This is a genomic window from Anthropogastromicrobium sp., assembly GCF_037349415.1.
GTDB lineage: Bacteria > Bacillota > Clostridia > Lachnospirales > Lachnospiraceae > Anthropogastromicrobium > Anthropogastromicrobium aceti.
The window spans coordinates 11,077-34,689 of sequence record NZ_JAXWCK010000029.1 but is presented as its reverse complement, the minus strand read 5'-3'; the positions used below and the strand labels follow the sequence as shown (position 1 = coordinate 34,689).

The following is a 23,613-nucleotide window of genomic DNA, read 5'->3' as shown; positions in this document are numbered from 1 at the left end:
AACAACAGGGATAGTTAGAAAAACCTTGTGCTTTTGAAAGGACAGGAATTTATGAAGAAAAATATATTAAATGAACTGGGAAAGCGAATTGTTTTTTTTGATGGCGGTATGGGTACGCTTTTGCAGGAACGCGGGCTTGAAGCTGGTGAACTGCCTGAAAACTGGAATCTTAAGCATCCTGATATTATAAGAGAATTGCACCGCGATTATCTAAACGCTGGAGCAGACATCATTTTGGCAAACACATTTGGTGCGAATGAGTTAAAGTTTCCGGATAATCTTGAAGAAATCGTAACAAAAGGCGTGCAGAATGCGAAAAAGGCAGTCGAGGAAACAGGTAAGGATGGCTATGTCGCACTTGATGTGGGGCCGACAGGAAAGCTTTTAAAGCCACTTGGCACACTTGATTTTGAAGATGCAGTATCGATATTTGCAAGAACTATAAAGGCAGGAGCAGCTGCAGGAGCTGATCTTATTCTTATCGAGACGATGAGCGATACATATGAATTAAAGGCAGCTATGCTTGCAGCAAAGGAAAACAGTGATCTTCCTGTTATGGCAACTGTTATTTTTGGTGAAAATGGCAAGATGCTGACAGGAGCGACACCAGAGGCAGTCACAGCATTGCTTGAGGGTCTTGGTGCAGACGCCTTTGGTATGAACTGCGGCCTTGGACCAAAGCAAATGAAGCCAATTTTTGAGCGCTTGGCAAAAAGCGCATCAATCCCATTAATTATAAATCCTAATGCCGGTCTTCCACGAAGTGAAAATGGAAAGACCGTATTTGACGTGGATCCGTCTGAATTTGCCGAGGATATGAAAATATTTGCAGAGGAAGGCGCATGGCTTATGGGCGGCTGCTGCGGAACAACGCCGGCGCATATTAAGGCACTTGTGGAAGCCTGCAAAGATGCTATGCCAAAGCCGCTTACCGATAAGAACCTGACACTTGTTTCATCATATTCTCATGCAGTTGAGCTTGGAAAGATGCCAATGTTAATCGGTGAGCGTATAAATCCTACCGGAAAATCAAAGTTTAAGCAGGCACTTCGTGACCGCAACATGGAATATATTCTGGAGATGGGTGTAAAGCAGTCAGACGCAGGTGCACAGATTCTTGATGTTAATGTTGGACTGCCGGAGATCAATGAGCCGGAATTGATGAAGGAAACTGTTTGTCAATTGCAAAGTATTCTTGATGCACCGCTTCAGATTGATACCACCAATATGGATGCAATGGAGCAGGCACTTCGTATATACAACGGAAAACCGATGATCAACTCTGTAAATGGAAAGCAGGAGATCATGAAGCAGGTGTTCCCACTAGCAAAAAAATATGGTGGTGTCGTAGTAGGATTAGCACTCGACGAAGACGGTATCCCTGATACTGTTGAGGGACGTCTGGCTATTGCAGAGAAGATTTATAAGACTGGTGAGAGCTATGGTATTGCAAGAAAGGATATCGTAATTGATGCGCTCACGATGACTATGAGTACTGACAGTAATTCCGCAAATGTTACACTTGAAACTGTGCGTCGCATAAAGGCACAGGGTGGACGTACTGTGCTTGGAGTGTCAAACATTTCTTTTGGACTGCCGCAGCGTGAGATCATCACATCAGCATTCTTTACAATGGCGATGCAGGCAGGTCTTTCAGCAGGAATAGTAAATCCAAATTCACAGGCTATGATGCAGGCATATGATACCTTCCGTGTACTCGGCGGCTATGATGCGCAGTGTATGTCATATGTTGAAAAGTATTCTGCTATGAAGGTTGTATCCACCACAGTCAAGGCAGGTGCAGAAACAGATAAATCTGAAAAGCAAGCCCCAGGAAGCACATCTGGCGGTATGGATTTAAAGACATGTATCATCAAGGGTCTTAAGGAACCAGCCTATAAGGTGACAAAGAAGATGCTTGAAGAAAAGGAGCCGCTTGAAATCATCAATACAGAGCTTGTGCCGGCACTTGATATTGTAGGAAAGGGCTTCGAGAAAGGAACCATGTTTTTGCCGCAGCTTTTGATGAGTGCCGAGGCTGCAAAGGCTGGTTTTGCTGCCGTAAAGGAATTTATGGAGGCAAAGGGCAGCGATCAGCAAAAGAAGGGCACTGTTGTAATTGCAACAGTTAAGGGAGATATCCACGATATCGGAAAGAATATTGTTAAGGTTCTTCTGGAAAACTATGGATATGATGTGATCGATCTTGGAAAAGATGTACCGCCTGAGACAGTAGCAGAAAAGGTAGTAGAGACACATGCACCACTTCTTGGCTTAAGTGCGCTTATGACTACCACGGTTGTAAATATGGAAGAGACTATTCGCCAGGTAAGAAAAGCAGCACCATGGTGCAAGATTGTTGTCGGCGGTGCCGTATTGACAAAGGAGTACGCAGATATGATCGGTGCAGACTACTATGGCAAGGATGCGATGCAGACAGTATATTACGCAGAGAGTTTGCTAAATAATGGCGGCGCAAAATAAAAATAACGACGCCAAAATGAAAATATAGAGAAGGATATAGAGAAAGATAATATGAGTATTTTAAATGTAGAACACTTATCTCACGGATTCGGAGACAGAGCAATTTTTACAGATGTGTCATTTCGTTTATTAAAAGGAGAGCATATTGGCCTTGTTGGTGCAAATGGAGAGGGAAAATCAACATTCATGAGCATCATTACAAACAAATTGATGCCAGATGAGGGAAAAATTGAGTGGGCAAAAAATGTGCGTGTTGGCTATCTTGATCAGCACACTGTATTAGAACCAGGTCAGACAATACGTGATGTGCTTAAGAATGCATTCAGCTTTTTATTTGACATGGAAGCGCGCATGAATCAGATCTGTGAAGAGATGGCAGATGCTTCTGAGGATGATCTAATTGTCATGATGGAAGAGATGGGTACGATTCAGGATCTTCTGACAATGCACGATTTCTATATGATTGATGCCAAGGTAGAGGAGGTTGCAAGAGCCTTTGAGCTTGATGCACTTGGCTTAGAGCGCGATGTCACCGAGCTTTCCGGAGGCCAGAGAACAAGAGTCCTTCTTGCAAAGCTTCTTCTTGAAAAGCCGGATATCCTTCTTCTTGACGAGCCGACTAACTATCTGGATGAAAAGCATATTGAATGGCTGCGCCGTTATCTGCAGGAGTATGAGAATGCTTTTGTTCTAATTTCTCATGATATTCCGTTCTTAAATAGTGTTGTAAATTTAATCTACAACATGGAAAACCAAAAGCTTGACCGTTATGTAGGAGATTACGACCACTTCAAGGAGGTTCATGCTGTACAGAAGGCACAGATAGAGGCAGCATACAACCGTCAGCAGCAGGAAATTGCTCAGTTAAAGGACTTCGTTGCCAGAAATAAGGCAAGAGTTGCAACAAGAAACATGGCAATGTCCCGTCAGAAAAAGCTTGACCGCATGGATGTGATCGAATTAGCAGCCGAAAAGCCAAAGCCAGAGTTTCGCTTTTTGTATGGACGTGCACCGGGCCGCTTCTTATTTACTACAGAGCAGCTTGAGATTGGATATGACAGACCGCTCACAAAGCCGCTTGACCTTGTTATGGAGCGCGGAAACCGCATAGTCATGGTAGGTGCAAATGGTATCGGAAAGACTACTCTTTTAAAGAGTCTTCTAGGACTGATCAAGCCATACAGCGGAACTGTCCATCAGGGTGATTATCTGGAAATTGGTTATTTTGAGCAGGAAACAAGCGGTGACAACGGCCGTACCTGCCTCGAGGAAATTTGGCAGGAGTTTCCGTCATGGAATCAGTATGAAGTGCGCAGTGCACTTGCAAAGTGCGGCCTGACTACAAAACACATCGAGAGCCAGGTGCGTGTCCTTTCTGGTGGTGAGCAGGCAAAGGTACGTCTGTGCAAGCTTATGAACCGCCAGAGTAATGTGTTAATCCTCGATGAGCCGACAAACCACCTCGATGCTGACGCAAAGGATTCTTTGCTTACAGCACTTAAAGAATACAAAGGAAGTATTCTTATGGTCTGCCATGAGCGTGAGTTCTATGAGGCACTCGGGGCACAGATCTGGGACTGCAGCAGCTTTTGCAGATAATTAATTTGTATTTTCCAAAAACTTAACGTTTTCTTAAGGCGAAAAGCGACCGGAATCATCCGGTTGCTTTTTTGCTTTAACTATGGTAAAATGAGTCCATTATTAGTACAACTGAGAGTGGGTCAAATGGCAATTTTGACCGAATCAGGATATCCAAACAAAAAGAAAGGCACGGTAATAGCATGAAGGTTGTAATACTGGCAGGAGGATTCGGTACCAGAATCAGCGAAGAGAGCGTAAACCGCCCAAAGCCGATGGTCGAGATTGGTGATCAGCCAATTTTGTGGCATATTATGAAGGAGTATTCGCAGTACGGATTCAACGATTTTATTATCTGCCTTGGTTATAAACAATATGTGATCAAGGAATATTTTGCAAATTATTTTCTTCATACATCTGATATTACGATTGATCTAGCACATAATTCTATGGAGCTTCACGATAATTATTCAGAGCCATGGAAGGTAACACTTGTTGATACAGGATTAAATACAATGACAGGTGGCCGCGTAAAGCGTATCCGCAAGTATGTCGGAGATGAGCCATTCTTACTGACGTATGGAGACGGAGTTTCGGATATAAACATAAAAGAGCTGTGTGAGTTCCACCGCTCCCATGGAAAGCTTGCTACAATTTCCATGACAAATGTAGGACAGCGTTTTGGTGTAATCGATTATGATGATAAGGGACAGATTGCAGCATTCCGTGAGAAATCAGATAAGGATGGCAGTATGATAAACATTGGCTATATGGTTATGGAGCCGGGTGTGTTTGATTATATTGACGGAGATGATCAGCCATTGGAGAGAGAACCATTTGAGCGTCTCGCAGCAGATGGTCAGATGATGGGCTATATTCACGAGGGCTTCTGGTCCTGTATGGATACACTTCGTGATAAGAATCGTCTGGAGGCACTGTGGGAGAGCGGCAAGGCGCCGTGGAAAACATGGAAGGACTAAATAATGCAGAAAACAGAAATGTCATTTTTTCGTGATAAGAGAATACTGATCACAGGTCATACCGGTTTTAAAGGTTCATGGCTTTCGAGAATTTTAATTGATGCAGGCGCAAAGGTAACAGGTGTTTCATTAGAGCCACCGACAAGTCCAAGTATTTTTTCAATTTGCCGTCTGGAAAATCAGATGGACAGTGTTATTGGCGATGTTAGAAATTTTGAATTATTAAAGGAAGTATTTGAGCGTGTGCAGCCACAAATTGTGATTCATCTGGCAGCACAGCCAATTGTGCGCGAATCTTATAAAAATCCGCGTGAGACATATGAGATAAATGTGATGGGTACAGTCAATATATTAGAGTGTGCACATCAATTTTCATGTGTCCGTTCATTTTTAAATGTTACAACTGATAAAGTATATGAGAACAAAGAGTGGGAGTGGGGCTACCGTGAGGAGGATGTGCTGGACGGATTTGATCCATATTCAAACAGCAAATCCTGTTCGGAGCTGGTTACACACAGCTACATCCGCTCTTTTTTTGCGGACAGTGATACGGCAGTCTCTACTGCAAGAGCAGGCAATGTTATAGGAGGCGGTGATTTTGCATCAGACCGTATTATACCGGACTGCTACAGAAGTGCAGTGATTAAGCAGCCTGTGACAGTAAGAAATCCATATTCAATTCGTCCATATCAACATGTGTTGGAGCCTTTGTTTTTATATCTGACAATTGTAAAGAAACAGTGGGAGGATCCATCCATTCGCGGCTATTACAATGTAGGACCAGATGACTGCGATTGTGTGGACACTGGCACATTAACTACGCTGTTTTGTAAGAGCTGGGGCAGAGGCATGCAGTGGGAAAATAAGAGTGACGGCGGTCCTCATGAGGCTGGCTTTTTGAAGCTGGACTGCTCAAGAGTAAAGCGTGTCTTTGGCTGGAAACCGACATGGCATATTGAAAAGGCTGTGGCAAAGAGTGTAGAGTGGTATCAGCTTTATAATATGCTGATTACTCATATGGCAGAGCCAAAGGAGCTTGCAGATAAAATGAATGCCTGCATGAGAGAGCAGATAAGAAGCTTTTTAACAGATGGAGAGGAGCAGTAATAAATGTTTGAAAATATGAATGAACAACAGGCGAGAGAAGAAATTCTAAAACAAGTAGCTGCCTATTGCGATAAATATCATAATACAAAGAAGGAATTTAAGGAGGGAGACCGTATTCCATACGCGTCACGTGTTTATGACAGCGAGGAGATGGTAAATCTTGTGGACAGCTCACTGGAATTTTGGCTGACAGCAGGACGCTATACAGATGAGTTCGAGCGCGAGTTTTCAAAATATTTAGGTGTTCGCTTTTGCTCTCTTGTCAATTCTGGTTCATCAGCGAATTTGATCGCATTTATGGCGCTGACTTCTCCGCTATTAGGAGAACGACAGGTAAAAAGAGGCGATGAGGTAATCACAGTTGCTGCAGGTTTTCCGACAACAGTAACACCAGTAATCCAGTATGGTGCAGTTCCAGTGTTTGTAGATGTGACAATTCCGCAGTACAATATTGATGTCACAAGGCTTGAAGAAGCATTGTCTGATAAGACAAAGGCCGTGATGATCGCGCATACACTTGGCAATCCATTTGATTTGGAGGCAGTAAAGGCATTTTGTGACCGTCATAATTTATGGCTTGTTGAAGATAATTGTGATGCACTTGGCTCTGTCTATGAGATTGACGGCAAGGAAAAGCTGACAGGAACAATTGGTGATATAGGAACATCAAGCTTCTATCCGCCGCACCATATGACGATGGGTGAGGGCGGTGCTGTATATACAAACAATCCACTGCTTCACCGAATTGTGCGTTCATTTAGAGACTGGGGACGTGACTGCATTTGTCCTCCGGGATGTGATAATTTCTGTGGTCATCGCTTTGATAAACAGTATGGTCAGCTTCCATTAGGATATGACCACAAATATGTGTACTCCCATTTTGGCTATAATTTAAAGGCAACTGATATGCAGGCAGCAGTAGGCTGTGCACAGTTAAAGAAGTTCCCATCTTTTGTGGAGAAGAGACGTCATAACTTTGCTTATTTAAAAGAGCTTTTGTCTGACTGCGCAGATAAGCTGATTCTTCCTGAGGCAGCAGCGCATTCTAATCCGAGCTGGTTTGGCTTTTTAATGACATGTAAGGAAGGCGTGGATCGTACAAAAGTAGTGAACTATATTGAATCACACGGCGTTCAGACACGTATGCTGTTCTCAGGCAATCTGATAAAGCATCCTTGTTTTGATGCTATTCGTGGAACAGAGGCATATCGTGTTGTCGGTGGTTTAGAGCAGACTGACCGTATTATGACATCTACATTCTGGGTTGGTGTTTATCCTGGTATGACAGATGAGAAGATTGAATATATGGCAAAGGTAATTCATGAAGCATTGGAGGGCTAAGTTATGAGAATGAAGGTATCCAACTATATTGCAAAACTGCTTGTTCAAAATGGAATTACAGATGTATTTATGATCACCGGAGGCGGTGCAATGCATCTTGATGATGGACTTGGTCATGAGCCGGGACTTCACTGTGTATATAATCATCATGAGCAGGCATGTGCCATTGCAGCAGAAAGCTATGCCAGAATCCATAACCGCATTGCAGCTGTCTGTGTCACAACAGGACCTGGCGGAACAAACGCAATCACAGGCGTAGTCGGAGGATGGCTTGACTCTATTCCGATGCTTGTTATTTCAGGTCAGGTACGCTATGATGTAACGGCAAGAAGCACAGGCCTTGGCATTCGTGCATTTGGCGATCAGGAGTATGACATCTGCAAGAGCGTAGAGCCTATGACAAAATATTGTGAGATGGTGATTGATCCAAAGCGTATTCGCTATGCTGTTGAGAAAGCACTTTATCTTGCACAGACTGGAAGACCAGGTCCGTGCTGGCTTGATATTCCGTTAAATGTGCAGGGTGCAACAGTTGAGATAGATGAGCTTGAAGGTTTTGATCCGACAAAAGAAAATCTGACAGCGATTCCGTCTGTTACTAACGAGCAGGCAGACGCTATTATCGAGAAAATCCGTCAGGCAAAGCGTCCGGTATTAAATGCCGGAAATGGAATACGTATTGCAGGAGCATTTGATGTATTTCGCCGTGTCGCAGATAAGCTTGGCATTCCAGTTGTGACTGGCTGGAACAGCATTGATTTGATGGAGGATGAGCATCCGCTGTACACAGGACGTGCTGGAAATATGGGTGACCGCGCTGGAAATTTTGCCGTACAAAACAGTGATTTGCTATTTTCAGTTGGAAGCCGATTAAGCATTCGTCAGGTTAATTATGATTGGCCGGCTTGGGCAAAGCATGCATTTGTCATTATGAATGATATTGATGCAGAGGAATTGAAAAAGCCGTCTCTTCATGTAGAAATGCCGGTGTGGGCTGATGCAAAGGATCTTCTTGAAAAGCTCGAGAGCCGCTTAAATGAAAAGCTTGCAGATGGTGAAGTATTATTTAAGGGTGATGAGTGGAGACAGGTTTGTGAAAAATGGAAGAAGGATTATCCTGTTGTTCAGCCAAAGCACTATGAGCAGAAGAGTCCGGCAAATGTGTATGCATTTATTAAGGAAGAAAGCCGCCGCTTAAATGAGGGTCAGATTACAGTAGTAGGAAATGGCTCTGCCTGTGTTGTAGGCGGTCATGGCTATGTTATAAAGAAAGGTCAGCGTTTTATTTCAAATTCAGCTATTGCATCGATGGGTTACGATCTGCCAGCAGCAATTGGAGCTTGTGTCGCAAATAAGCGCTATTGCAAGGAGACAGGTGAGAAGGAGCAGGATATCATCTGCGTAACAGGAGACGGAAGTATTCAGATGAATCTTCAAGAGCTGCAGACAATCATCCATCACCAGTATCCGATCAAGATTTTTCTGATCAATAATGGCGGATACCATTCCATTCGCCAGACACAGAACAACTATTTTGGAAAGCCGCTTATTGGTATAGGAAAAGACAGCGGTGATCTTAGTTTCCCAGATATGGCAAAATTAGCGCCGGCATATGGTTTCCCATTTATTCGCATTGATAGCAACGATGCTCTTGGTGAGGGAATCGAGAAGGCATTGTCCATAAATGGACCTGTTATCTGCGAGGTAATGGTTGATATGGATCAGAAGTTTGAGCCAAAGGCAGCATCAAAGCCAATGCCAGATGGAAGCATGGTTTCTGCACCGCTTGAAGATTTAGCGCCATTTCTTCCAGAAGAAGAGTTAAAGAGTATTATGCGCTGGTCGGAGGAGTAATATGCGTGTAATAGTGACAGGAGCGACAAGCTTTATCGGCAGTCACGCCGTACAAACACTTATTAATCAAGGCTTTGAAGTTTGCGCGCTGATTCGTCCAAATTCAGCAGGCAAAAAAAATTTAGAGCATATGATAATAAAAAAAGAACTGCTTGAGATTATAGAGTGTGAGCTTAGTGGGCTGAAAGAACTGGCAGTGAATGCTGAAAAACTTAGCAAAATCGGACAAAAATGGTCTCATAATCTGGGGAGAGCTGATTATTGGCTGCATTTAGGCTGGGATGGCTCTGGAAGTGATAACAGAAAGCTAGCTGATATTCAGTCAATGAATGCCGTCTATGCGCTTGATGCGCTTGAGACGGCAGCTGCCGCCCACTGTAAGCGCTTTCTTTTTTGTGGTTCACAGGCAGAGTATGGCGTGCGAAATACGACAATGCGAGAGACAGACGAGCTACATCCGCTTTCTGAGTATGGAAAGGCTAAGGCTAAGGTGGGAAGAGAGGCTGTTATGCGTGCAGAAGTGCTTGGCATAACATATATTCACACACGCGTCTTTTCTGTTTATGGTCCTGGCGATCATCCATGGTCACTTGTGGAAAGCTGCATGCGCACCTTCAAAGAAGGCGGTATAATGGAGCTTGGTGCATGTACACAGCTTTGGAATTATCTTTATATTGACGATGCAGTTAATGCAATTGTGAAGCTTTTGACTGGTGATGCACCGGCAGGTGTCTATAACGTGGCTGGTGAAGATACAAGGCCGCTTCGCGAATATATTGAGACGATGCGAGCACTGTGCGGCGGACAAGGCACCTGCCAGTATGGCAAGCGGCCGCCAAACGCAGAAGGCGTGACATCGCTAGATCCTGATATCACAAAACTAAAAGAAATAACAGGATTTCATCAGATGATTTCCTTTGAAGAGGGAATTAAAAAGATGCTTATGTGAGTAGACGTTACAAGAAGTTGCTTCGGCAGTGGCGGGCGGAGAAAAATCGGTATCCCTCACTGACATGAGGCAAGTCACAGTCGAACTATTTTCGACAAGTCAGACTCCGTGAAAATACCGACTGTGGGTTGAAACAGGAAAGGCATGTTAATTATGGGAAATTGCATTTCATGCAAGGCATCTCTGGCAGGAACCGAGATCATTGCATTTGACAATATGCCGGCAGTGGCACAGCACATGCCGGATAAAGAACAAGTAAAAAATGACAGAGGAATTCATCTGCCGCTGTGCCAGTGTAAAAAATGTGGTCTGATTCAATTTGACTGCGAGCCAGTCGAATATTACCGCGATGTTATTCGTGCAGGCGGCTATTCCACAACGATGGTAGAGCTGCGCCGCCGTCAATATAAGGAATTTATTAAACGTTATCAGCTTGAGGGAAAGAAAATCATCGAGGCAGGATGTGGAAGAGGTGAGTTTCTTCGCGTATTAAAGGAATTTCCAGTTAAAGGATATGGTATTGAGCACGATCCTTCTTTGGCGGAGATTGCAAAGGAGAGTGGTCTTTTAGTTTCATGTGATTTTACAGAAACTATAGATCAAAAGCTTCCAAATGGACCGTTTGATGCGTTTTTATCCTTTAATTTTTTAGAGCATCAGCCATCACCTGATGTTATGCTGACTTGTCTTTACAACAATTTGACAGATGATGGTGTGGGACTTATCACAGTTCCAAGCTTTGAGTATATTACAGATCACAATACCTATTATGAGCTTATTCACGATCATTTGGCATATTATACATTTGATTCTCTGACATATCTTTTGAATCAGAATGGTTTCATTGTCGAAAGCAAAGAAATGATCAACCGCGATACGCTTTCTGTGATGGTAAAAAAGACAAAGACACCAATTTCTCAGGTATCCTCATGGAAGGATTTTACAAAAGAAATCACTGCGCTTGGCGATAGTTTAGCAAGTATCAGGGAACAGATGAAGGCACTTTCTGAAAGTCTTACAGGAAAGAATCTTGCCATTTGGGGTGCAAGTCATCAGGGCTTTACACTAGCAGCAACAACATGTCTTGGTGAAAAAGCAGAGTATATTATTGACTCAGCGCCATTTAAGCATGGAAAATATGCACCAGCTTCACATCTTGTAATTGTGTCGCCAGATGAGGCGCTTAAGAATGTACCAGATGCGATTTTAATCGCAGCACCGGGTTACACAGATGAGATTGCAAATGTGATTCGTGTTCGCTTCCCTAAGACGGTGCGTATATTCGCAATCCGCAGCAATAAAATAGAAGAAATTTTGTAATTTTGAAAAGCTTTTTAAGAGAAAGGCATGGTTATTGATCTATGAAGGCATTTGTATTAAAAGAGCCGGGTGTTGTAGGCTATGAACAGGTTCCTGAGCCTGTATTGACTCCGTATGGAGCCATCTTAAAGCCAGTCGCTGTCGCACCGTGCTCATCTGATGTCCATACTGTTTTTGGAGGCGGTTCAAGAAAGGCACCAAATCTAGTGCTTGGTCATGAATGTGTGGCGCGAGTGCTTGAAGTTGGTGAGTATGTGACTGATTTTGTGCCGGGAGAGCTAGTAGCAGTACCAGCAATCACACCAGACTGGCGAGCAAAAAGCATTCAGGAGCACAATTTTAAGCATGCATCAGCACCATTTTCAGGTCATCAGCTTGGACGCACACAGCCAGGTGTATTTTCAGAGCGTTTTCTTATTCCAGATGCTGATACGACACTGGCGAAAATTCCAGAGGGTGTTAGCTTAGAGCAGGCACTTATGTGTGTAGATGTTGTGACAACTGGATTTACAGGAGCACAAAATGCCGATATTAAATTTGGTGATACTGTTGTAGTTATGGGAATTGGTCCTATTGGACTTATGGCAGTAGCAGGTGCAGCTCATTTAGGTGCGGCAAGGATCCTTGCTGTAGGAAGCCGTCCGCTTTGTGTAAAGACTGCTTATGAGTTTGGTGCAACAGAAGTCTTAAGCTATAAAGATGGCGATATAGTCAAGCAGGTAATGGCGCGCACAGATGGAATAGGAGCAGATAGTGTCATAATCTGCGGAGGAAACGATGAAGTATTTGCGCAGGCAATTGATATGGTGCGCTATGGTATCGGAACCGTTTCCAATGTCAATTATTTTGGCGGAACAGGAAATCTTCCATTTCCAAAATTTTCCGGAGGACGCGGCATGGCAGGAAAAACAATCCGTACTGAGTTAGCAGAAGGAGGACGTGCACGTATCGAGCGCATGTTATCCATGGTAAAGTATGGAAGAATCCATCCAGAAAAGCTAGTCACCCATCATCTTAATGGACTTGATCAGATAGAAGATGCACTGTATTTAATGCGAGACAAGCCTGCCGACCTAATTAAAGTGATGGTTACTATGGAATAATAAAAGAAAGTTAGAAGGCACATTTCATGAAAACAATTAGTATTGTAGTGCCCTGCTATAATGAAGAGGAAAATGTTCAGGCGATGGCTGATGCGCTTCGCGAGACATTTAAAAAGGATCTTCCAGCCTATCGCTATGAGATCCTTTTTATAGATAACGATTCAAAAGACAGGACAAGAGAAATTATCCGAAAGCTTTGTGCAGAGGATAAGGGGATTAAGGGAATTTTTAATGCAAAAAATTTCGGACAGTTCAATTCACCGTACTATGCTATGCTCCAGACAACAGGAGATGCCACAGTACTGATGGCTGCCGATTTTCAGGATCCGGTTGAGATGATCCCAAGGTATGTAAAAGAATGGGAAAACGGATATAAAATTGTAATTGGAATTAAAAAGTCCAGCCAGGAAAATAAATTGATGTACTGGCTTCGCGGCTGTTACTATAAATTAATCAAGAAGCTTTCTGATGTTGAGCAGATTGAGCAGTTTACAGGTTTTGGTCTTTATGATAAGAAGTTTATCAATGTCATGAGAGAGCTTAACGACCCAACACCATTTTTAAGAGGAATCGTAGCAGAGCTTGGCTTTAAACGAAAGGAAATCCCTTACGAGCAGCCAAAGAGGCGTGCAGGAAAAACAAGCAACAATTTCTACCGTTTATATGATGCTGCAATGCTTAGCATTACTTCTTATACAAAAGTAGGACTTAGACTGGCGACCTTTATAGGTATGACAGTTGGCTGTATCAGTCTGGTAGTTGCAATTATTTATCTGATTTTAAAGCTTTTATTTTGGGACAATTTCCCAGCAGGTATGGCACCGCTTTTAATTGTCACTTGTCTGCTTGGTTCTATACAGCTGTTCTTTATCGGATTAATTGGTGAATATATTATGAGCATCAATGATCGTGTAAAGAAGCGTCCGCTTGTTGTGGAAGATGAGCGTCTGAATTTTTCAGACGAGAAAGAAAAAGAAAATGAGGCAGATGACAAGGAAGCAGAAGATGGCTGCAAAAATCAGAAAGCCGAATGAGAGGAATAAAAATTGGAATTTGACAAGACAACACAAGATGCGCTTAAACTGATTCATGAGGGAAATCATATAATTTTCCGTGAGGTAGGGCGCGTCTGTGAGAAATATCATTTGAATTATTTTTTAGACAGCGGAAATCTTATAGGTGCTGTGCGTGAGAAATCTGATATTCCGTGGGATGATGACGCGGATATCGCTATGACAAGAAAAGATTTTGAGGTATTTCGCAAGGTAGCACGTACCGAACTAAAGGATGGCTTTGTCTATGTGGAGCCAGATGAATTAAATGGTGCATTTTATGATTTTGTGCCGCGTGTTGTGATGCTTGATTCAACTATGCGCGAAAATAATGCAGAGCAAAAATATTATGGAAATGGCATTCATAATCATATGCGAACAGATATTTTTATAGTGGATGATGTTTCAGACAACATGTTAAAGCACAAATTTTGTCATGCTTTATTGATTCTTGTGTATGGCATGTGCATGGGACGCCGTTATAAGCTTGACCTTTCAGAGTATAAGGGTGCATCTAAGGCAGTAGTTGCTATTCTTTCTGTAATCGGACGCATCTTCCCTGTAAAGACACTTGTTCATTGGTATGATGCAATCAGCAAGATGGAGCGCGGTCAAAATAAAAAGCATAAGCGCTGCTACTACAGCAACTGCCTGTTTCCAGATCTGGGAAAGATTTATCAGGCGAAGTGGTTTGACCATGCAGTTGATTTAGAGGTTGATGGTGAGAAATTTCCTGGTCCATGTGGGTATCATGAAGCGCTTACAATGCTTTATGGCGATTACATGACACCACCGCCTCCGGGAGACAGAGAGCTTGTTCATTGTGATCCTAAATTTGTCACATTATCATACAGCGAAAAGGGAGAGAAAAATTCATGACAGAAAAGCAGCCAAAAGCAAAATCAGGCTTACGCCGATTTGCGGGGGATATGGTTTACAGTCTTGCCGGGCTGATGATTTTGAATATGACGCTTTCTTTTGGGGTATATCCGTTTTTAAGAAGCCGTATGGGTGCTGAAGGAAGCGGAAAAATGTTGTTCTTTACAGCAATCATGGGTCTTATGGCATCGGCAGTTGGTTCTGGAATCAATTATGGCCGTATGAAAGCTTCTACACGTCATGAGACAAAAAATGGTGATTACAATCGTTTTCTTGTATTCACAGCACTTTTGTGTGCGATTGTCACTGTAGTGGCAATTTGTGTGAAAAAAGATACAGCAGGTGCTCTTCCTATTTCCATTGGTGTACTTATTTTTGTGACAACAGTTCGCTATTATGCAGATGTAGAATATAGACTGAGCTTAAATTACAGAGGCTTTTTCTTCTATTATCTTTTTATTGCAGTAGGTTATGCGATTGGCATGGCGCTGTATGGAATTAGTCATTCCTGGGTAAGCATCTTTATTTTAGGAGAGGTGTTTGGACTGCTGTTTGTCACAATCACAGGAAGCATCTTTAAAAAGCCATTTTTTAAAAAGAGTCAATTTTTCAGAGAAGATGCAAAAACATGTGTGTCACTGTCATCGGCATATCTGCTGTCAGATTTTGTAACATACACAGACCGTGTTGTGCTTCCTATGACAGCCGGAGATGCAGCTTCCTATTATTTCTTTATTGCAAGTACTGTCGGAAAGATGAGTTCTCTGATCTCAACACCGTTAAATGGTGTTATCACAGGTCATCTTGCACGCTATCAGGGAAAAATCACAAAGAAGATGTTAACTGGTGTATTTGCTGCATTGTCAGCGCTTGCAGTTATATTGATTGCCGGAACAACACTTGGTTCTCATATTTACGTATATCTCTTTTACAGAGAGGATTACAACGTAGTAAAAAATCTGTTTTTGCTGGCAAATGCCGGACAGGTATTTTTCTTTATGAGTAATACAATGATGACAGTCGTGCTTAGATTTGCACCAGAGCGTTATCAGCTGATCATGGGTGTGATTTATGCAGTATTGTTCTTTGCAGCAGTAGTTCCTGCTATGTACCTTTACAAAATCTGGGGTGCTGTATGGGGACTTCTTGCAGTCAATGTCGTTAAGTTCTTATTAATTACAATGCTTGGCTTTTTGGCATTGTCAAAAAATGAGCGAAAAGAAAGGGTGTGAAAAAATGAGTCAGAAACATCAAAAGAGTCAGGCACGTAGTATTTCAGTAAATGCAATTGCTGAAAAGCCGCTTCTTATCTGGGATTATGTAGCATTTGCTGCAATAGCAGTCTTTTGCTTTTTAGTTTTTCAGCAGTCCGATCTTTTGCATACGGCAGGCTGCAGCTACGGTTATTTAAATGGTCATTTCCGTGATTTTTATGATTATTGCGGAACATTTGATATTCATCCGGCATATATGCCAAGCTTTTATCTTATCTTTGCCATCTGGAATATTCCGATGCGTCTGTTTGGCGTCGTGACATTTCCAACGGAAAATCTGCCTGTTCTTGCTATTTTATGGGCAAAGCTCTTACCATGTCTGATCTATGTGGCAAGCGGTGTGTTGATTTATCATATTGCCATCCTTGCTGGAATGGGCAGCAAGAAATCAAAGCTTTGTGCATATGCATGCCTTACTATGCCAGTTGCTTTTTATGCGCAGTTTATCTTTGGCCAGTATGACATCATCATGACATTCTGTGTACTTCTTGGCGTTTACTATTATTTAAAGAAGAAGGACATTTGGTTTATTTTCTGGTTTGCCATTGCGATGACATTTAAATATTCAGCGCTGTTAATCTTTGCACCGCTTCTTTTATATCGTGAGAAAAATGTATGGAAGATTATTGCATCCTGCGTGCTGCTTATGGTGCCATTTGTATTGGAGTTTTTTGTTTACAGAAACAGCCCGGTATTTCAGGCATATGTGTTTGGATTTGGCGGAAATGCAGTCAGCAGTCCGACAGGCTACATCATGAATGCAGGATACTATACAGGATTTGAATTATCAACATTCCATTATGAGGTCAGCTTTGCTGTTTTGGCATTTGGTACATTGTGCGCATGGTGTTATTTCAATAAGCCGACAGATGACAGAAATTTCGTTAATACGGTATTTTATATCTGCTGTCTTGCCTTCTTTGTACTGTTTGGTTTGTCAAAGTGGCATCCGCAGTGGCTGCTGTTTGCCGTACCATTTTGGGTTATCAGTTCATTCCTTCATAAAGATACGAAAATTTTTATGATTTTGGACTTGATTTTTATGTTAGTTTATACCATATTTAATGTACAGATGATTCCTAACAATGTAGATCAGGCGATGTTTAATAACGGCATCTTACGATCTTTTGTAAATGGAAACATCGGTACTGAGCTCATGATGGAGGATTTGATTGCAAAGCTTGATAAAAGTCTTTGCCTGTCAATTCTTACAATGATGATGCTTGTATATGCTGTATTTAAGCATCCAAAGTATTGTGCACAAAATCCTGCACAGGAAGTCAATTGCATGGGTTGGATGCGCACTCGCTTTATTGGCGGTGTTGCAATTTTTGTCGTTCCGGCATTTGTGTGTCTGATGGCATATTTCAAAGCACCATATGCGGGATATAAAGTTGAAAATGTGTACAGCCAGGTACAGCTTTGTGAGCTTGGTGATGAGGTGAGCCAGACGTTCTGTGCAACAGGCAATTCAATTGATAAGATTCGCTTTGTCGCTGGTGTCAATGATCGTGTCAACAAAGGATACGTGAAGCTGACAGTAAAGGACAGTGATGATAAAATTCTTTATGAGCAAGATTGGGAAACATCAGGCTGGCTTGAGGATCGCATCATTACGGCGAACTTAAATGGGGTGCCGACTACACCGGGTGAATATTATACAGCGGTGTTTGAAGTGACACAGGCAAATGGTGATTATGCCGTATCCATCTATCGCTCAGAGGATAATGTAACAGGTGACAAAAAGGAGATCGCAGAGGCTGATGGAAAGAAGCAAAGCTATCAGCTTGAGATGATCGTCTATCAATAAGCAGAAAGGCGTAGGTGTTTTATGACACAAATTGAATTCGTCACAGAGTTAGAGCAGGCGCTTCGTGGAAATGTAGAAGAGCGCATCATTCAGGAAAATGTAAGATACTATAATGACTATATCAGTGAGCAAAGAGCAGCAGGAAAGTCTGAGGAAGAGATTTTTGCTTCACTTGGAAGTCCGCGTCTTATTGCAAAGACGATTATTGATACCTCCGGTGAGGCAAGCACGCAGGAAAACAGCCGTGCCGGAAGCTACAACTACAGCACAGGTTCAGACGACAGTTCAACTGGCGGTGATGGCTGGAGCTTTAGCTGGATGAAAGAGACTGCATCCCAAAACTGGGTGACAAAGACCATTGCGATTTTAGCAATTGTAGCAGTTGTTTTTCTTGTATTAAGCATTATCTTTAAGCTCGTAGCAATCCTATTCAAACCGGCAGTTGTCGTACTGGCAGTGGCAGCCGTGTATTATTTGGTGAAAAATTCATCAAATAAATAAAAAACGTGACAGAAAAAATGTGACGTAAAAGCATGATAGAAAACATGCAAAAAACATGAGGAAAATGTCATGCATAAACAAACCTTCTGGTGCCATACTAGATGTGAAGGCGAAAGCCTTTTTCAATCTAGTTACACATCAGGAGGTTTTTATTATGAGAAATTATAGCGATTCAGAAAACAGTTACAACAAGAAGGAACAGGATTCATATCGAAATCAGGCGGTAAACTGCCATAGTACAAAGGAAGAAAATTCTGCAACTAACTGTCACAGAGATAAAGACACATCAGAGAAAAATTCAAAAGACGAGTGGAAGAATGCCAGTAATTCCAGAAATGCCGCAAAATCCTATCAGGCACGAAATGCAGCCGATAACTGCAAGAGACAGTAATATGTAAGAGTATTGCGAAGTGTAGTTTCAGAAAACGGGAGCGAGAATCCTTTCGGATTCCTGCGCCCGTTTCCTTTACATATTCGTAAACGTGCAGAAATAATATTGACACCAAATATGACACCATATATAATATAGATAGGAGGTATTCAAAACCGAGGCATGAACCTATTAAAAAAGTGTATGTAGAGATGGTAAAACAGATTGTGGAAAGTGAGGCGGTAAATGATGAAAACGCTGAATGATTATTTGATAATGAACTATCGTATGGAAATTGTAGAGGATAAGGATGAGGGCGGTTTCGTGGTTTCATTTCCAGAGCTTCCGGGATGTATCACCTGTGGAGAAACAGTAGAATCCGCTGTTGCAAATGCTTTGGATGCTAAGAAGGCATGGTTAGAAGCTGCCATTGAAGATGGTATCGAAATTCACGAGCCGGACAGTTTGGAGGAATATTCAGGACAATTTAAGCTTAGAATACCTCGCAGCTTGCATCGTTCTCTTGCAGAACATTCCAAGAGGGAAGGTATCAGCATGAATCAATATTGCGTGTATCTTCTCTCAAAAAATGATGCAGTATATTCAAAATAGTAGTTGCAGACAGCAGTTTCAATCACCATAATGAAGTAACTTGCCGAGGAGAAATAATACATGATAGGAGGTGTATCGTTATCGGCGCAAAATATTTGCTAGTTTTCGTATGCAGTCTGCTACAAATATTCCTGACAAAATATGATATTTCAGTTGTCCCAAAGGACCATTCAGAAAGCTATCGAAGTCCGTATGTGGTTCAGGAGGCAGCTGAGATGGGAATTGAGTTAGTGCCAAACCGCAACGAATTTATGAGTTATTATATTGTTAATCACACAGATCAGTACTTGGAGTGTTCTTATTGGCGAAAACTCGAAATTTGCAATGACAGTGAATGGTATGAATTTGGTGGAAATCCGTGGATTTTATCGTCTGAAATGATTGAACCGGATGGAACTCAACTGATGGAAGATGATTGGCTACAGCAATATTATCCGGAGTTAGATGAAGGAGAGTACCGAATTTTGCTTCATATGTGTTTTCACGAAGCTCCAGATGAATGGATGACTAATGAACCAGATGAAAACGATTTTTATATCGCGTATGAATTTTTGGTTGAGTCAAAAAATTCTGATTAAATGTAGAAGAAATGCCGCCTGCACCGACAAAAAAGATCTGTGCAAGCGGCATTTCGAATTACTTTCTCGGAATTGAATCCTTCACTTGATTTTCTCATACTGCTGATATAAAATATAGATGAAAGAATTGTCTATACAAAGAATGAAATCAAGTCATGGAGGGAAATTTAAGTGATAGAAAGAATATTAAAGATAGTATACGTTTTCGCTATGTTCATTAATGTGGGATTGTATGGTGTTAGCTTTATTTTGAAATTAAATATGATCCCAATTCAAGTGGATTTGAGTGGATTAAGTGCAGTTGAAAAAAGACAAATGCTGTCGAATCTTGCAATCAATTATCCATTAGGGGAAAGTATGCATTATGTTGCAATTGGATTAAGTATTGTGCTAGCAATTGTATTGCTTACATATTTGAATGTCAAACTGGTTTCGTGGAGAAGACGGAAATAAGCTTGATTTATTTTTGGAATTTTTGGATTCTGTAAGTATCTGTTTGAAACTTACAGAATCTTTTCCTTTTATATACTAGTGACACCGCCTCATTTCCCTGCATAAAATAAAAGTAGAAAAGTTTCCCTTGGAGGTGCTTTTCATGAGACTAATCGCAGCAAGTACACTTGATGATTATAGAAGATCAGGTGCCTACCTGATCGATCTTCGCACAAAAGAAGAGTATGAGAAGGGTCATATCGAGGGTGCCGTCAATATTCCTTATGATTTTTTAGAAGATTACAAGAAAAGACTTCCCCGAAACCGCCTTCTAGTGTTATACTGTGAGTGGGGTACAACCAGTATTCTCGCAGGCAGAAAGTTAAGCCAGTACGGCTATGATGTGCTCTCCGTAAATGGAGGGCTGCAGGCATACCGTCGTTTCAGCAATATGTAGCTATTGTATGATAAATGCTGCAGGAAAAACGTCTGGCTTACAAATATAAAAACACAAAATTGGAGGCTAAATGAAAACATACGAATTAATTGCACCGTGTCACTTTGGATTAGAGGCGGTGTTAAAAAGAGAGATCGATGATCTTGGTTATGATATCAGCAAAACAGAAGATGGAAGAGTAACCTTTATAGGAGATATGGAAGCGCTCTGCCGCGCTAATGTATTTCTTCGCAGCGCAGAGCGTATCCTGTTAAAGGCAGGCAGCTTTACAGCGCGCACATTTGACGAGCTGTTTGAGTGCACAAAGGCACTGCCATGGGAAGAGTGGATTCCAAAGGACGGCAAGGTATGGGTAACAAAGGCATCCACCGTAAAGAGCAAGCTTTATTCATCATCAGACATCCAGTCCATCATGAAAAAAGCAATCGTAGAGCGCTTAAAGAGTGCGTACCATACCGAGGTGATTCCGGAGACAGGTGCATCTTATCCAGTACGAGTATTTGCCATGAAGGACGAGTTTACTGTCGGCATCGATTCAACAGGAGAGAGTCTTCATAAGAGAGGATATCGTCAGAGTACAACAAAGGCACCAATCAGTGAGACACTTGCAAGTGCATTGATTATGCTGACCCCATGGAAAAAGGATCGTATTCTTGTTGATCCATTCTGCGGAAGCGGTACCTTTGCAATCGAAGCAGCTATGATGGCAGCGAATATGGCGCCAGGCATGAATAGAAGCTTCTTGTCTGAGAGCTGGAAAAATTTGATTCCAAAGAAAACCTGGTATGATGCTATGGACGAGGCAAATGATCTTGTAGATTTGTCTGTAAAGACAGATATTCAGGGATATGATATTGATCCGTCTGCTGTGCGCATGGCAAGAGAGAATGCACAGCGTGCCGGTGTTGATCATATGATTCATTTGCAGCAGCGTCCTGTAAGTGCATTGTCCCATCCTGGAAAGTACGGCTTTATTATCACGAATCCTCCATATGGCGAGCGTCTTGAGGAGAAGGCAGATCTGCCGGAGCTGTACCGTACAATAGGTGATCGTTTTGCCAAGCTGGACACATGGTCTATGTATTTAATCACATCTTATGAGGATGCACAGAATGCAATTGGCAAGAAAGCGGACAAGAACCGTAAAATTTACAACGGAATGATTAAGACCTACTATTATCAGTACATCGGCCCGAAGCCGCCGAGAAGGGAACAAAGAACGAGTGAAATATAAACAGTGGTATATTGCCGCAGCGCTTGCACTGTTAGTGTTAGCTGTTGTCTGTCTGTATCAAAGGCAGACAACAAGCACAGTTAGAAGCGGCTATACGCAGGCAGGCGTTTGTGATGAGTGGAATGAGCTGATTGCAGCAAAGACAAACCAAAAGGAAATCAGTCTGAGCGTGGATGGAAAGCGCTTGGCAAAGAATGATATACAGCCATATATGGCAGATGACAGACAACTGATGATTCCGGTGGATACGCTTCGCGATGTCTTTCTTTGCAATGTAGGAATCTATGATCACAAAACACTGAAGGCATACCGCAATGACCGAAGCATAGAGGCAGAGGAAAATAAAGAAGAGATCGTAATCAATGGTGAAAAGGAAAAGATCACGAATGCACTTGTTTTTCAGGGAGGATCTTACTATTTAAGTGCGGATGTAGTAGCGAAGGGACTTGACTATGAGGTCGAGTGGGATGCGTCAGCCAATACAATTCGATTTACTGATATCCGTCCAGAAGCCTCTAAGCTTCCTTCAGCATTTGACCCAAGGCTGTATGGTCTTGATGCGCCAGTTATGAATCAGGGAAAGCTTGGTACATGCTGGGCATTTGCATCAGTCGGTGCACTAGAGGCAGCACTTCTTCCAGAGGAAAGCTGGAATTTTTCAGTTGATCACATGAGTCTGAATAATGGATATACCTGGGGACAGGATACGGGCGGTGAGTACACTATGGCAATGGCGTATCTGCTCTCATGGAAAGGACCTGTGCGTGAAGAAGATGACCCATATGGTGATGGAAAAACTGATACATCATTAAGGGCAGTCAAGCATGTGCAGGAAATTCAAATCATTCCGTCAAAAGATCAATCTGCAATTAAGCGGGCTGTTTATTTATATGGAAGTGTCCAGACATCTATCTACTGTGAGGTCAGCGGTGAAAACAGCGAATCTTCATATTATAACAATGCACAGAACGCATACTGTTATATAGGAACGAACAAAATAAATCATGATACGCTGATTGTTGGTTGGGATGATGGTTATGCCGCGTCAAATTTTCGTACACAGCCAGAGGGAAATGGTGCATGGCTTTGCATGAACAGCTGGGGAACTGGCTTTGGTGACGGCGGATATTTCTGGGTGTCTTATTATGATTCCAATGTCGGCATCTATAATGCAGCCTACACAAAAATTGAAAATACAGATAATTATGATCGAATTTACCAGTCAGATAAGTGCGGATGGGTTGGACAGCTTGGTTACGGAAACGAGGAAGCTTACTTTGCCAATCTTTATACTGCAAATGGTGACGAGGTGCTTGAAGCTGTTGGTTTTTATGCCACAGCACCAGACACTAGCTATGAAGTTTATGTAGTAAATAAGGTGACAGGAGAGGCTGATCTGACATTCCAGAAAAAGGCGGCATCTGGCAGTTTTTCAAATGCCGGGTATTACACAGTCAAATTGGACAAGCCAGTGCTTTTATCAGATGGTGATCGATATGCAGTGATCGTCTACGTGCGCACGCCAGGCAGTGAGCGACCTGTAGCAGTCGAGTACACCAGCAAGGATGGCGCTGTCATTGCAAACCTGAGTGGAAACGAGGGCTACATCAGCATGAAAGGTACAAGCTGGCAGTCTGCGCAGGACAAATATAAGTGCAACATATGCTTAAAGGCATACACAAAAGAACAGTAAGAAAG

General features: G+C 42.2%; 21 protein-coding genes and 1 pseudogene. All 22 read left to right on the top strand.

All coding sequences use genetic code 11. The features are described 5' to 3' along the window. Window positions 1–51: 51 nt before the first annotated feature. The 22 genes and pseudogenes from WJP93_RS06280 to WJP93_RS06175 all read left to right on the top strand — a co-directional run bounded on the left by WJP93_RS06280 (window position 52) and on the right by WJP93_RS06175 (window position 23,608). On the top strand, window positions 52–2,484 hold the full coding sequence (locus WJP93_RS06280) for a homocysteine S-methyltransferase family protein (protein ID WP_337547346.1): 2,433 nt from the start codon (window positions 52–54) through the stop codon (window positions 2,482–2,484). 51 nt (window positions 2,485–2,535) lie between these two features. Next, window positions 2,536–4,083 (top strand): ABC-F family ATP-binding cassette domain-containing protein, encoded by a 1,548-nt coding sequence (locus WJP93_RS06275; RefSeq protein WP_337547345.1) that lies wholly within the window; start codon window positions 2,536–2,538, stop codon window positions 4,081–4,083. Window positions 4,084–4,265: 182 nt separating this feature from the next. After that, on the top strand, window positions 4,266–5,042 hold the full coding sequence (gene rfbF, locus WJP93_RS06270; RefSeq protein ID WP_066560304.1) for a glucose-1-phosphate cytidylyltransferase: 777 nt from the start codon (window positions 4,266–4,268) through the stop codon (window positions 5,040–5,042). A gap of 3 nt (window positions 5,043–5,045) precedes the next feature. Then, window positions 5,046–6,149, top strand: coding sequence for a CDP-glucose 4,6-dehydratase (rfbG, locus tag WJP93_RS06265; RefSeq protein ID WP_337547344.1), 1,104 nt, complete (start codon window positions 5,046–5,048; stop codon window positions 6,147–6,149). 3 nt (window positions 6,150–6,152) lie between these two features. Then, window positions 6,153–7,490 (top strand): lipopolysaccharide biosynthesis protein RfbH, encoded by a 1,338-nt coding sequence (gene rfbH / locus WJP93_RS06260; RefSeq protein WP_337547343.1) that lies wholly within the window; start codon window positions 6,153–6,155, stop codon window positions 7,488–7,490. Window positions 7,491–7,493: 3 nt separating this feature from the next. Continuing rightward, window positions 7,494–9,344 (top strand): thiamine pyrophosphate-binding protein, encoded by a 1,851-nt coding sequence (locus WJP93_RS06255; RefSeq protein ID WP_337547342.1) that lies wholly within the window; start codon window positions 7,494–7,496, stop codon window positions 9,342–9,344. Window position 9,345: 1 nt separating this feature from the next. After that, the gene (locus WJP93_RS06250; RefSeq protein ID WP_337547341.1) at window positions 9,346–10,293 is read left to right on the top strand and encodes an NAD(P)-dependent oxidoreductase; all 948 of its coding nucleotides are present in this window, start codon (window positions 9,346–9,348) and stop codon (window positions 10,291–10,293) included. Between the two features lie 153 nt (window positions 10,294–10,446). After that, on the top strand, window positions 10,447–11,613 hold the full coding sequence (locus WJP93_RS06245; protein ID WP_337547340.1) for a class I SAM-dependent methyltransferase: 1,167 nt from the start codon (window positions 10,447–10,449) through the stop codon (window positions 11,611–11,613). 41 nt (window positions 11,614–11,654) lie between these two features. Further along, window positions 11,655–12,716, top strand: a complete 1,062-nt coding sequence (locus WJP93_RS06240) for a zinc-binding dehydrogenase (RefSeq protein WP_308732233.1) — start codon at window positions 11,655–11,657, stop codon at window positions 12,714–12,716. A gap of 26 nt (window positions 12,717–12,742) precedes the next feature. Further along, the gene (locus WJP93_RS06235) at window positions 12,743–13,750 is read left to right on the top strand and encodes a glycosyltransferase family 2 protein (RefSeq protein ID WP_227101899.1); all 1,008 of its coding nucleotides are present in this window, start codon (window positions 12,743–12,745) and stop codon (window positions 13,748–13,750) included. Between the two features lie 12 nt (window positions 13,751–13,762). After that, entirely contained in the window at window positions 13,763–14,647 is an 885-nt protein-coding gene (locus tag WJP93_RS06230) for a LicD family protein (RefSeq protein ID WP_066560336.1), read from the top strand. Next, a complete protein-coding gene (locus tag WJP93_RS06225; protein ID WP_337547339.1) occupies window positions 14,644–15,879 on the top strand; it encodes a hypothetical protein in 1,236 nt (411 codons plus the stop codon). Before WJP93_RS06230 ends, WJP93_RS06225 begins: the two co-directional genes overlap by 4 nt. A gap of 4 nt (window positions 15,880–15,883) precedes the next feature. Then, window positions 15,884–17,731 (top strand): hypothetical protein, encoded by a 1,848-nt coding sequence (locus tag WJP93_RS06220; RefSeq protein ID WP_337547338.1) that lies wholly within the window; start codon window positions 15,884–15,886, stop codon window positions 17,729–17,731. 21 nt (window positions 17,732–17,752) lie between these two features. Further along, window positions 17,753–18,232 carry a DUF1700 domain-containing protein gene (locus tag WJP93_RS06215; protein ID WP_227101902.1) on the top strand — a complete coding sequence of 160 codons (480 nt, stop codon included), beginning with the start codon at window positions 17,753–17,755 and terminating at the stop codon, window positions 18,230–18,232. A gap of 154 nt (window positions 18,233–18,386) precedes the next feature. Beyond that, window positions 18,387–18,623: a hypothetical protein gene (locus WJP93_RS06210; RefSeq protein ID WP_118614958.1), complete on the top strand. Its 237-nt coding sequence runs from the start codon at window positions 18,387–18,389 to the stop codon at window positions 18,621–18,623. 155 nt (window positions 18,624–18,778) lie between these two features. Next, window positions 18,779–18,868, top strand: a pseudogene (locus WJP93_RS06205) (toxin HicA); the annotation flags it as partial. Beyond that, entirely contained in the window at window positions 18,852–19,214 is a 363-nt protein-coding gene (locus WJP93_RS06200; protein ID WP_262536933.1) for a type II toxin-antitoxin system HicB family antitoxin, read from the top strand. The pseudogene WJP93_RS06205 and the gene WJP93_RS06200, both read left to right, overlap by 17 nt. A 215-nt stretch (window positions 19,215–19,429) precedes the next feature. After that, window positions 19,430–19,792 (top strand): immunoglobulin-like domain-containing protein, encoded by a 363-nt coding sequence (locus WJP93_RS06195; RefSeq protein WP_337547337.1) that lies wholly within the window; start codon window positions 19,430–19,432, stop codon window positions 19,790–19,792. A 171-nt stretch (window positions 19,793–19,963) separates the two neighbouring features. Next, on the top strand, window positions 19,964–20,245 hold the full coding sequence (locus tag WJP93_RS06190; RefSeq protein WP_337547336.1) for a hypothetical protein: 282 nt from the start codon (window positions 19,964–19,966) through the stop codon (window positions 20,243–20,245). A 142-nt stretch (window positions 20,246–20,387) separates the two neighbouring features. After that, window positions 20,388–20,681 carry a rhodanese-like domain-containing protein gene (locus WJP93_RS06185; RefSeq protein WP_118614922.1) on the top strand — a complete coding sequence of 98 codons (294 nt, stop codon included), beginning with the start codon at window positions 20,388–20,390 and terminating at the stop codon, window positions 20,679–20,681. Window positions 20,682–20,751: 70 nt separating this feature from the next. Next, window positions 20,752–21,915 carry a class I SAM-dependent RNA methyltransferase gene (locus WJP93_RS06180; RefSeq protein ID WP_066560413.1) on the top strand — a complete coding sequence of 388 codons (1,164 nt, stop codon included), beginning with the start codon at window positions 20,752–20,754 and terminating at the stop codon, window positions 21,913–21,915. Continuing rightward, entirely contained in the window at window positions 21,905–23,608 is a 1,704-nt protein-coding gene (locus tag WJP93_RS06175) for a lectin like domain-containing protein (protein WP_337547335.1), read from the top strand. Before WJP93_RS06180 ends, WJP93_RS06175 begins: the two co-directional genes overlap by 11 nt. Window positions 23,609–23,613: the final 5 nt, after the last annotated feature.